The organism is Sphingomonas sp. SL1004, from assembly GCF_057815015.1.
This window is the reverse complement of sequence record NZ_JBYMUX010000001.1, coordinates 4,267,463-4,278,479: the sequence shown is the minus strand read 5'-3', so window position 1 is coordinate 4,278,479 and position 11,017 is coordinate 4,267,463. Positions and strand designations below refer to the sequence as shown.

Here is an 11,017-nt window from a genome sequence, read left to right as displayed (position 1 = left end):
TTCAGGCATCCTCTCCTAAGAACTTCGGCCGGTTTGCTCCGGCCATTTTTTTGCCGTCTGAAGATGGCATGTCGGTGGCCGGCCACCCCCCGACGTAGCGGTCGTCGATCGCCACCCGATCGCGCGGGCTCACACCACCGCGCCTCCTGTCAGGCTGTCGAAGCCGCGCGAGGCGCATGCATCTCACGATTGGCGTTGCCGTGCGGCCCCGCAGTCTCGGACGGCGCCGGGCAAATCCGCACGCGTCGATCCCCGAAACCACGAAGGCGGCGTGCTGCGGGACTTGATCAAAACTAGGCGAGCGAACGCCGTTTTGGTGGTGCTCTGCGGATCATTGGTGCCGCAGTAAATGCCGTACGCCATCGGACGGCAGCGCCTTGCCGAACAGATATCCTTGGCCATAGTCGCATCCGCGATCGAGCAGATACTGCGCCTGCACCGCCGTTTCGACGCCTTCCGCAACGACTTCCATACCCAATCGGTGACCGAGTCCGACGACCGCATCGATGATTGCGGCGTCGTCGGGATCGCTATCCAGACTGCTCACGAAGCTCCGATCGATCTTGATGACGTCGACCGGGAACGCCTTGAGGTGCGTGAGCGAGGCATATCCCGTTCCGAAGTCGTCGAGCGCGATCGTCACGCCTTCGCGGCTGAAGGCGTTCAGCGCCTCCGCAACCGAATCCGCGCCACGACCGAGGAATACCGTCTCGGTCACCTCCAGTTCGATTCGCGACGTCGCGATGCCGGCACGATGCAACCGTTCGAGGACACGGGAGACGAGGGATTCGTGGCGGAATTCAGCAGGCGACAGGTTCACGGCGATACGTCCGAACTCGACGCCCTCGTCGAGCCAGCGGCGCATGTCGCCAACGATGCGGGCCAGCATCCGCTCGCTGATTCCCAGTGCCAGATCGAGGTCTTCGAACGCGGCCGCGATCGTGGCCGGCGCTTGCACACCCAGCGTCGGGTGATGCCAGCGCAGCAGCGCTTCGAAGCCGCAGATGCGGTTGCTGCCCAACACGACCTTGGGCTGATAATAGGGCATGATACGATCGTCACGGGCAGCATCGCGCGCGACGCTGATCATCGACGACCGACGCTGCAGGTCCGCGCGCATGTCCGGTCGATACGTCAGCAAGCCGCCGCGGTTACGGGCCTTGGCCGCATATAACGCGATGTCGGCCGCTTTCAGCATTTCGGCGGCGTCGGCACCATGCTGGGGGAATAACGAGGCCCCCGCCGTCGCCTGGCAGTCGACGATGCGTCCTTCATACGTAAAAGGTTCGCGCAGCGCATCCAGCGCGACCTGCAGCTGGATGACCAATGCCTCCTCGTCCGCGAGGTCCAGGATCGCGGCGAACTCGTCGCCACCCAGCCTGCCCACCGTACACTGCGGGCCGAAGACCTGCTGGAGTCGGCTGGCCAGCGTCCGCAAAAGCAGATCGCCGGCATCGTGACCGATCCCGTCATTGGTTTCCTTCAGATGATCGACGTCGAACAGGACGAGTGCGACCGTCGTGTGATCCCGCTTGGCCGCAGCGATCGCGCGCTCCAGGCGATCTCCGAAGGCGACACGGTTGGGCAAACGGGTCATCGCGTCATGATCCGCCGCCCAGCGGATACGCGCCTCGACGGTCCGCTCTTCAGTTACATCGCGGATCGTCACGAGGACCCGGTCCAGTCGACCGGAGGGCGGCTCGATGCGCCATCCGCCCGTCTTCATCCACCGCTCTTCACCGGTATCGGCGCGACGGATCCGCACCATCGTCTCGAACCGATGTCCGGTGTTGCCATCCGCAACTGCGTCGATTAGCGCGAGCAGCTTGGGCTGATCCTCGATCACAACCCGGGCCAGCGCGGTATCGACCGAGGATAGCGTATCCAGCGGGAGCCCGAGCATCGCCTTGAACTCGTCGGACCATTCGCGGCGATCGTCGACCGCGTTGTAATCCCAGATGCCGATACCCGCCGCCTGTGCCGCCAGTCGGAAGCGCTCCTCGCTCTCCCGCAGCGCTTGTTCGGCAAGCTTGCGGTCGTGGACATCCTCGAGTGTTCCGTACCAGCGCACCACGCGTCCCGATGCATCGAGCCGCGCCGCGGCACGTGCACGCACCCAGCGGTATCCGGCAGCCTGTGTCGCCAACCGATATTCGACATCGATCGGTGCCTGCGTCTCGAGCGATGCCTTCCAGGCCGACGCGGTGTTCGCGACATCGTCCGGGTGAAGCGTCTTGAGCCACTGGTCGCCGAGTGCAGCCGCCGGTTCCGTACCGGTGATCTCGGCCCAGCGCGGGCTTACGCGTTCGATCTTGCCGTCCGGTGCGGCGGTCCAGTTTATTTGCGGGCTGAGATCGACGGCGTACCGCGCATCCTCTTCGTCGTCGCCCTGCGCCTCCGCAGCCGCGCTCGCAGCGTCCATGCCAGCTGTACTGGCGGCGATCTCGGCCGGCAGTTCCCGCGAGGAAACATCGTGCGAGCCGTTGTCGTATTCTGCGGCCGTGAAGCCGTGATACCCCAGCCGATCCAAATTACCGCCTCTCGAAAAAACCGCGCGCTTTCAGCGTTGCAACGGTGATCGACGACGACGGCTAACGAAACGTAACCAAACCAGATCGGGGTCTGACGCTTGCCTAATCTGGGCTTTTGGCGCGAGCACTCAACGACTTACGCATCGGGAAGCGCTGGATACCCGGCCCGATCGGTATACCTGCAGCGCTGCGGTTCGGCTTCACGACCGGATTGTGGTGATCACCTGAAGCCGCAGGGTGCCCTTGATGCCGTGGTCCGCATAATCGATTCCCATGCCGGATTGCTTGATCAGCGGGAACGGGATGGCTGGATCGAAGGCGGCGTGCCGGTTGATCGCGACGGACCCGACGATCAGGCGACCGGCAAGCGCGTATCCCGCGTCCGTGTCGGCCGTCCAGATCGATGCAGTAAGGCCGTAGAGCCCGGCGTTGACACGATCGACCACTGCGTCGATGTCGTCATAGCCGACCACCGGGATCACGGGCCCGAACTGTTCTTCGTCGACCAGTCGCGATCCGTCCGTGAGGCCGGTGACGACGGTCGGCGGAAAAAAATACCCCGGGCGATCGAGCGGTGCACCACCGCTGACCATGACCCCACCGTCGGCGCGAGCATTCTCGGCGATCGCGCAGACCTTGTCGAACTGGGCCTTGTTCTGGATCGGGCCCAGCGTCGCTCCAGACTCGAAACCGTTGCCGATGACATAAGCGTTCGCCGCCGCGGCAAGGCGCTCGGCGACCGCATCGATTTGGTCGAACGGCACGTAGATGCGTTTGATCGCCGCGCAATATTGCCCGCAATTGCTGAATCCCGTCATTGCCGCCGCCGCGACGAGAGCGTCGATCGAACCGTCGGGCAGCAGGATCGCCGCGTCGTTGCCGCCGAGTTCCAGCGTCACCGGGCGCAGGAATGCGGCCGACGTCTTGGCGATCGCGATTCCGGTTGGGGTCGAGCCGGTGAACGACACCTTGTCGAACCCCGGATGCCCGACCATCGCAGCACCCGTTTCACGCCCGCCGCTGATTACGTTGAGCACGCCGGGGGGCAATATCCCGAGGCTGATGCGCCCGAGTTCCAACGTGCTGAGCGGAGTCAGTTCGGACGGTTTCAGGACGATCGTGTTGCCGGCGATCAGCGCGGTCACGACCTTGACCATGCCGAGCAGCAGCGGCCCGTTCCACGGCGCGATCGCCGCGACCACGCCGAGTGGGTGCCAGCGTTCGACGACTTTCCGCGCCGGCTCGTCGATCAGGATCCGATCGGAAACACGGAACCGCGACATGACCCGAATCCGCTCGGCTGTCGTCCGCACGAACAACTCGGACTGCGCGAACGGCATGCCCTGTTCCATCGTGTGCAGCGCGGAGAGCCACTCGCTCTCCCGGTCGATCGCATCGGCGAACGCCTGGAGTTGCCGCGCACGCTCATCCCAACCAAGCGCCGCCCAGCCAGACTGGGCGCGGCGCGCTGCCGCGACCGCCGCGTCCAGCTCCGCGGCGGTCGCGATCGGCGTTTGCTGGAACGCGGTGCCGGTCGACGGATCGATGACATCCTCGAACAGGGTTGCGACGCGTTCGCCGTCGATGGTCTGCAGGAACGTCTCCTGCGCGGCGCGGTCGATCAGATGCTGCAAGGCTGGGCTCCGGTATCGGAAAAGGTCAGGGTTTCGGCGGCGCGCGCAGCGGAATCGCGCGTGGGTTCGGGTCCATCAGGATGTCCATCGCCACGCAGGTCGCTTTGACCTTCGACGGCGAACAGCCGGAGCGGTGGCCGCGACCGGTCCAGTCCTCGGCGAGGATCGCTTCGCCGGGCTTGAGGTTCAGCGTGCGGCCATCGCCCAGATCGAAGAACATCTCGCCCTGGAGCGCGATGATCAAATGCCGGTAGTCGACCGCACCATGCCATTCGAACATAGCCCCCTGCACGCCCCGCCCGATCGTGATCTGGTGCGGGCTCTGCATGTTGAAATAGGTCTGGAGCGCTGCACCGGACTTGTGCGTGGTCTCCTGCGAAGGGATCGAGATCTCCTCGAGATAGCTCTTGCCGTCGCTGGCCGCATAGGCGTGATAGATCTTCAGCGCGCGCAGATCGTCCCACGTCAGCAGCGAGTCCGCAGCGTTCGCCGATGCGCTCGGCAGGAACGTGGCTGGCAGGAACGCCGCTGCCGCTGCGAGCAGCCCGACGATCTTGGTCCTGAATTGTCTCGCCATCATGTCGATCCTTCTGGGTGGGGGAAGCGGGTCACGCGGCGACCGGCAGTTCGACGGTCAGCGCGTCATAGGGTTTGCGGCTCTCGCGATCCTCGGCAGCGATTTCGGGCGCGCCACCGGGCCCGGCGTCGAAGATCTCGCCTTGTCGGCGCGATTCGAGGAGGATGGCGTTGGCTCGGTCGCGGCGCGCGCGCTCGTAGAGGTTGAGTGCCGCCTGCGGTTCTGCGCCGGTGGCGAACGCCCGCCCGAGGACGATCGCGTCCTCGATCGCGAGCGCTGCGCCGAACCCTAAGAACGGCAGCACCGCATGGGCGGAATCCCCGAGCAACCCGACGCGACCGTCGGTCCAGACGTCGAGCGGATCGCGGTCGTACAAGGCCCAACGTGCGGTCCGGTCGAGCGGCGCGCAGGACGCGAGCCCGACGACGTTGGCGTTCCACCCCTCGAACAGCGCCAGCAATTCCTCGCGCGTGGCCTGCGCGGACCAGTCCTCGTCCTCGATCTCCGGCGCATGCGCGAAGGCGACGCAGTTCACGACGCTGCCCTTACGAATCATGTACCGCGCCAGCGCGACGCGTGAGCCGACATAGATGCCGGCTGTCCAGTCGCCCATGAACGGCGCGGCATCCTCGATCGGCACGAGGAAACGGTAGGCGACGCGGCCGGTCTTGCGGGGCTCGCCAGCGCCGAGCATCTGGGTCCGCACGGTCGAGCGCAGGCCATCGCAGCCGAGCAGCGCCTGCCCGGTGAAACGACGCCCGTCTGCGAGCAGGATCGTCGCGTCGTCGGCGGTCTGTTCGAACCCGACGACCGAGCAATCGAGCTGGATCGCGTCGCGGTCGTTGGCGTCGACCGCCGCCCTCAGCACCGCGAACAGATCGGCACGATGGAGCATGTTGACGTCGACCAGATCGGCCGCACTCCAGTTCCGACGCGCGAACGCCCCGCCCAGGACTTCGCCGGTCCGATAGTCGAACGCGGCCGAGGCCTGCGGACGGTCCGAGACGGCAGTCAGGGCCTGTTCGAGCCCGAGCGAATACAGGCTGCGGCTTGCGGTTGCGCCGAGTGCTATGCCCGCGCCGACGTCACCGACGGTGGCGGTGCGTTCGAACAGCCGGACGCGGAACCCTTGGCGCTGCAGTGCGAGCGCCGCGGCGAGGCCGCCGATCCCGGCGCCGGCAATGAGAATGGGAGAAGGCATCGAACGACATCCCGATTGATCGCGTGATGTCGTCTTGTGCAACGATCGTGCACGCGGGTGCATGGAAGGTCCGCAGTGTATTCGTCAGGCGATCATGGGCCTCGTGCTTGGCGGGATGGACTTCCGTCGCCGAGCTTTGTGCAATAATGTGCAACGGATCCCGACCGCGGCACCATCAACTTCGGACTTGTGACCATGATACAGCCCCTGCCCCGCCGCATCACGTCCAGCGACGTCGCCCAGCTAGCGCAGGTATCGCGGTCGGCGGTGTCGCGGACCTTTACCACCGGTGCGAGCGTCGCGCCGCACACGCGCCAGCGCGTGCTCGCCGCTGCCGCCGAACTTGGGTATCGACCCGCCAGCGCCCGCACCGATCGCCCGGTGGCGGTCATCATGGCCAACGTCCTCAGCCCCTATTTTGCCGAACTGAGCGATCGGCTCAGCGCGGAGCTTGCCGGTCGAGGCCTGAATACGCTGTTCTCCATCTCGTCCGATCCGACCAAGATCGACGACCTGGTCCGCAACGCCATCGCGGCGGATGCGGGCGGCATCATCCTGTTCTCCGCGGTCCCCTCGCGCGCGGTGCTAGCGGAGGCGCGATCGCGCGAGCTTCCAATCGTGATCCTCGACCGCAACGAGCGGGTCGAGGATGCGAGCCTGGTCTGGATCGACAGTGCAGAGATCGGTCGCGCGGTCGCCAAACGCATGCTCGCCGAAGGACGGCGACGCCCCGCCGTGATCGCCACCGCGCCGGAACGATCGCGCGAGCTGGAGGCCTTTGCGGATACGATGAACGCGGCAGGCGCTGCACCGTGTCGCTGGATCGATACGGGATGGAGCTACGCCGACGGCCTGGACGCCGCGGCGCGCATGCTGGCAGGCGAGGACGTGCCGGACGTCGTATTCGCCGCGTCGGACGCGGTGGCGATCGGCGTGCTCGACGGTGTGCGCCGGGACAGCCGCCTGACCGTCCCTGGCGGCATGTCGATCATAGGCTTTGGCGACACTGCGCCGTCGACCTGGCTATCGCACCAGTTATCGACGGTCCGCATTCCGGTCGTCGCGCTGATCCAGACCGCGGTTTCGACGCTGACGGCGCGCATGGCGTCGATGGGGACGCCTGCGCCACGGATCTGGCTGAGCTGCGACCTCGTCGAGCGCGGCACCAGCCTGGGGCTTGGCGACGCTATATCTGGATGAACGGCGCGTCGCGTTCGTTGAGCGGTTCGCAGCCGTCTGCAGTGATCAGCCAGAGGTCTTCGAGATGGACGTTGCCCGACGCGTCCGCCTGAAGTGCGGGACAGTCGACGCTGATCACCATGTTCGCTTCCAGCACGTGATCTGCCTTGGCGAAGTTCAGCGAATCGTCGCGAAATGCCTCGTCGGTGTGGAACAGCCCGACGCTGTGCGCCGAACAGGCGATCAGGATGTCGAGCCCCGCCTTCGCCACCGCCTCCCGGCCGATGCGCGTGATCTCGGAATAACGCAGACCCGGTTTGAGCGCCTTTGCGACCGCCTCGTTGGCGGTGATCGCCGCATCGAGTGCGCGGCGGACGGCCGGGTCGGGCGTGCCGACGAACACGGTGCGCCCGTAATCGCCGTGATAGCCCGCATAATGGCTTACCGCGTCGATCTGGAACGAGCGGCCGGCGCGGATGATGCCGTCGCGCTGGCGGACCGGCATGCTGTCGGTCGAGATGAACAGCGGTACGCCGCCCTGCGCACCGGTTTCGGCGAAGAACGCCCGGCGCAGATCGTCGAAACTGCGGCCGACCGCCATCGACTGGACTGCTGTGCGGGCCGCTTGCGCGTTGTTCTGCGCGGCGTGGCGCATCAGCAGGATCTCGGCCGGCGTCTTGACCATGCGGATCCGCCGCAGCAGCGGATCGGCCGGGCGATAGGCGAACTCGTCACCGAAGAAGGATTGCGGAATGGCAGAATCGACTGCCACCAGTCCATCGATCGAAGCGTCGTGCAACGCCCCACGGAGCGCCCGTTTTACGTCCGGATGTGCTGGGTATGTCGCCAATTGCCGCTCGGTGGATTCGCGCGTGATGCGATCGAAGGGATCCGGCGTGCCGCCCTCGGCGCTCGCGAAGAAGATCGGCGGGGCGGCGGTATCGCCCTCCAGGCCGTCGGGCGCGGTATAAAGCGCGATGCGCAACGGGCAAGCCGCCGGCGTGTCCTCCAGATCGTAGAGGTAATGCATGAACTGGCTGGTCACGAGAACGACCGGCGCCGAGCGATCGCGCGGGACGATGGCCAGCGATACGCCGGTCTGACCCATCGCCACCGTCTGAGGCCAGAAGCCCGTCGCGTAATAGACGTTGGTCGGATCGGCGAGGATCATCGCCGAGACGCCGAAGTCGTCCAGCACGCGCTGGGCACGGTCGCGATCGATCAGCGGGATTGGCATGGCCATGGGATGCTTCCTCTTTTCAGCCGGTCGTGTCGCGGACGTCCGGGGTGCCGCCCTCGACGCCGGTAAGATCTTGGTCTTCGGGATCGGTCTCGACCAGGTTGAGCAGCACGCCGTCAGGGTCGCGCAGGCAGACTTCGCGCTGGGCACGGTGCGCCATCCGGAACATCTCGGGCTCGGGCGACCAGCTCGCGCCGGCAGCGCGCAGCGCGGCGAGGACGGGGTCGAGCGCGCGGACGTAGAAGACCAGCGCGACCTCGCCGATCCTCGCCGGACCTTCGGCCATCGGAACGACCTCGGGTGCCAGCGCAGGATCGATCAGGAACAGCCCGATCATGCCGAAATTGGGACCGCCACTCTTCACGATCCGCACGCTCAGCGGCCCATGTTCGGCAAAACCGAGGATGGTCGATGCCGAGGAGTCCGAGATCACGCCTTCGTAATAGATCCGGTCGAACCCGAGCGCTGCGTAGAACGCCGCAGCCCGTTTCAGGTCGCGGACGAAGATCGTGCCGCGGATGAGCGAGGAAACGGAGAGTAGCGTCATGCCGAAAGCTCCCGGACCGCGGTCAGTTCGTAAGTGGTCGGCACGAGCGCCCATTGCATGCGGAGGAACAGATGATCGCTGCCCCTCACCCACAGGTCGGCGGCCGGCCAATCCTCGCGCCAGCGCACCGCATAGCGACGCGCGTCGAAGCGACCGGCGATCACGGAGATGGTCTCCTCACCGATATAGGCCACATCGATCCGCACCGGCACGGCGCGACATGCCTCGTCCCCATTGGGGGATACCGAGTTGGTCACGGCATCGATGCCGACGAACCGCCCCGGATCGTCGGTGCCGCGGATTGCCGCGATCAGCGCGTCGCCCTGCAGTGGGTGGAGCCCGAGATAGGGCAACCGCCCCTGGGTGAAGAGGTGCAGTTCGTTGCTCGACTGCTGACCGATGCGGGCCGTGACGCGAACCGATTCCGCGCCGACGTCGAACCACATCGCCGCCAGCGGCTGGCCGTTTTGGACAATACGGCAAAAGCCGTCGTTCGGCCGCCAATCCGCATCCATCGCCAGTGTCATGTCGCGCAGCAGCGCCTCGTCATCGATCTCGCATAGCGCACGCAGGACATGGCCGCCGGGATGGTGGAGTATCTCGAACCGCTCGCGTCCGATCTCGCGGCCATCCGCCCCGAGATACGCGATCCTGCCGCCGATGCCGCCGGTCCGGGCCGCCTCCATCACCAGATCTCCGGTTCCGCGCGGCGCGACGGGTCGATCTCATACTGATTGTCCGGACGCAACAGGCCGAGATTGCCCCGCAGCGTGTCCGATTCATATTCCGTGCGGAACAGGCCTCGCCCCTGCAGGATCGGCACGACCTGGTCGACGAAATCCTCCAGCCCGCCCGGCAGGAAGGGGGCAGCGATCACGAACCCATCGGCCGCACCCTCGGCTTCCCATTTCTGCAGTTCGTCGGCGACGTCGGACGCCGTGCCGACGATCGTCCGGCTGGTGCGCCCCGCCGCGACCCGACGCGCGAGTTCGGCGACCGGCAGATTTTCGTTCCGGCTCAATTCCAGCACGCGGTCGCGCGTGGAATTCTCACCCTGCAAAGCGACTTCCGGAAGCGGCGGCAATGGCGCGTCAGGGTCGACGTTCGACAGGTCGATATTACCAAGGAGCGCGCCGAGTTTCGAGATGGCGATTTCGGCCGGGATCAGTCCGTCGAGCTCGCGCTGCAGCGAAGTCGCTTCCTCACGCGTCCGGCCGATCACCGGCGTCACCGCCGGCATGATCTTCAACGTGTCGGGCGTCCGGCCGAAGGCGCCGAGTTGCGCGTGCATGTTCGCACGGAACACGCGCGCCGTTTCGATGCTGGGATGCGAGGTGAAGATAACCTCCGCGCAACTGGCTGCGAAATTCTGGCCGGTGGCCGACGCGCCGGCCTGGACCAGCACGGGATGCCCTTGCGGCGAGCGCGGCACGGTTAGCGGACCGGCGACGCGGAAATGGGCGCCGTCATGGTTTACGGCCGAGATACGCGCGGGATCGGTGTAGCGGCCGCTCGCCTTGTCCGCGGCGACAGCGCCGTCCTGCCAGCTGTCCCACAATTTGCGCGCGACATCGACGAACTCGGCGGCACGTTCGTAGCGGACGCCGTGCGCCAGATGCGCCTCGCGACCATAATTATGCGCCTCGTTCTCCATCGTCGAGGTAACGATGTTCCACCCCGCGCGACCGTGGCTGAGATGATCGAGCGTCGCGAACCGGCGAGCCAGATCATAGGGTTCGTTGTACGTCGTTGAGGCGGTGCCGATCAGCCCGAGCTTGCTCGTCGTTGCAGCGATCACCGACAACAACAGCAGAGGATCGAGCTTGGGAGTCTCCATCCCGGCGAACACCGATGCGCCCTTGACCGGATGATAGCCGACGTAATCCGCAAGGAAGACCGCGTCGAACCGCCCGCGCTCGGCGACCCGGCCGAGTGCGGTGAAATAGTCGATATCGGTCAGCGCGTCGCTCGCCGCGCGAGGGTGCCGCCAGCCGGCGATATGACCGCCGGTCTGCATCAGGAAAGCAAGCAACTTCATCGGAGTGTCCCTACGCCGGCCATGTCGTGCACCGGTCTAACGGTCATGCCCCGCACTATGGTTGCCGAGC

General features: G+C 66.0%; 9 protein-coding genes. 1 reads left to right on the top strand and 8 read right to left on the bottom strand.

The window, feature by feature from the left end:
* Nucleotides 1-331: 331 nt before the first annotated feature.
* The 4 genes from AC3D24_RS19740 to AC3D24_RS19725 all read right to left on the bottom strand — a co-directional run bounded on the left by AC3D24_RS19740 (nt 332) and on the right by AC3D24_RS19725 (nt 5,943).
* Complete coding sequence (locus AC3D24_RS19740) at nt 332-2,530, bottom strand: sensor domain-containing protein (protein WP_489032751.1); 2,199 nt, start codon at nt 2,528-2,530, stop codon at nt 332-334.
* A 201-nt stretch (nt 2,531-2,731) separates the two neighbouring features.
* Nucleotides 2,732-4,165: an aldehyde dehydrogenase family protein gene (locus AC3D24_RS19735; protein ID WP_489032750.1), complete on the bottom strand. Its 1,434-nt coding sequence runs from the start codon at nt 4,163-4,165 to the stop codon at nt 2,732-2,734.
* A gap of 25 nt (nt 4,166-4,190) precedes the next feature.
* Complete coding sequence (locus tag AC3D24_RS19730; protein ID WP_489032748.1) at nt 4,191-4,742, bottom strand: cupin domain-containing protein; 552 nt, start codon at nt 4,740-4,742, stop codon at nt 4,191-4,193.
* A 31-nt stretch (nt 4,743-4,773) separates the two neighbouring features.
* Entirely contained in the window at nt 4,774-5,943 is a 1,170-nt protein-coding gene (locus AC3D24_RS19725) for an FAD-dependent monooxygenase (RefSeq protein ID WP_489032746.1), read from the bottom strand.
* Between the two features lie 195 nt (nt 5,944-6,138).
* Between AC3D24_RS19725 and AC3D24_RS19720 the strand changes: the two genes are divergently transcribed.
* Entirely contained in the window at nt 6,139-7,143 is a 1,005-nt protein-coding gene (locus AC3D24_RS19720; protein ID WP_489032744.1) for a LacI family DNA-binding transcriptional regulator, read from the top strand.
* Here the strand turns inward: AC3D24_RS19720 and AC3D24_RS19715 are convergent.
* From AC3D24_RS19715 to AC3D24_RS19700, 4 genes are read right to left on the bottom strand one after another with little or no spacing between them, the layout of a single operon-like run.
* Nucleotides 7,130-8,365, bottom strand: a complete 1,236-nt coding sequence (locus tag AC3D24_RS19715; RefSeq protein ID WP_489032742.1) for a M24 family metallopeptidase — start codon at nt 8,363-8,365, stop codon at nt 7,130-7,132. The two genes, AC3D24_RS19720 and AC3D24_RS19715, sit on opposite strands and share 14 nt — an antisense overlap.
* A gap of 16 nt (nt 8,366-8,381) precedes the next feature.
* The gene (locus tag AC3D24_RS19710; protein WP_489032741.1) at nt 8,382-8,909 is read right to left on the bottom strand and encodes a VOC family protein; all 528 of its coding nucleotides are present in this window, start codon (nt 8,907-8,909) and stop codon (nt 8,382-8,384) included.
* Nucleotides 8,906-9,595, bottom strand: a complete 690-nt coding sequence (locus AC3D24_RS19705; RefSeq protein ID WP_489032739.1) for a hypothetical protein — start codon at nt 9,593-9,595, stop codon at nt 8,906-8,908. The genes AC3D24_RS19710 and AC3D24_RS19705 overlap by 4 nt, the downstream gene beginning before the upstream one ends.
* Nucleotides 9,595-10,947: an LLM class flavin-dependent oxidoreductase gene (locus AC3D24_RS19700; RefSeq protein WP_489032737.1), complete on the bottom strand. Its 1,353-nt coding sequence runs from the start codon at nt 10,945-10,947 to the stop codon at nt 9,595-9,597. Before AC3D24_RS19700 ends, AC3D24_RS19705 begins: the two co-directional genes overlap by 1 nt.
* Between the last annotated feature and the right edge of the window lie 70 nt (nt 10,948-11,017).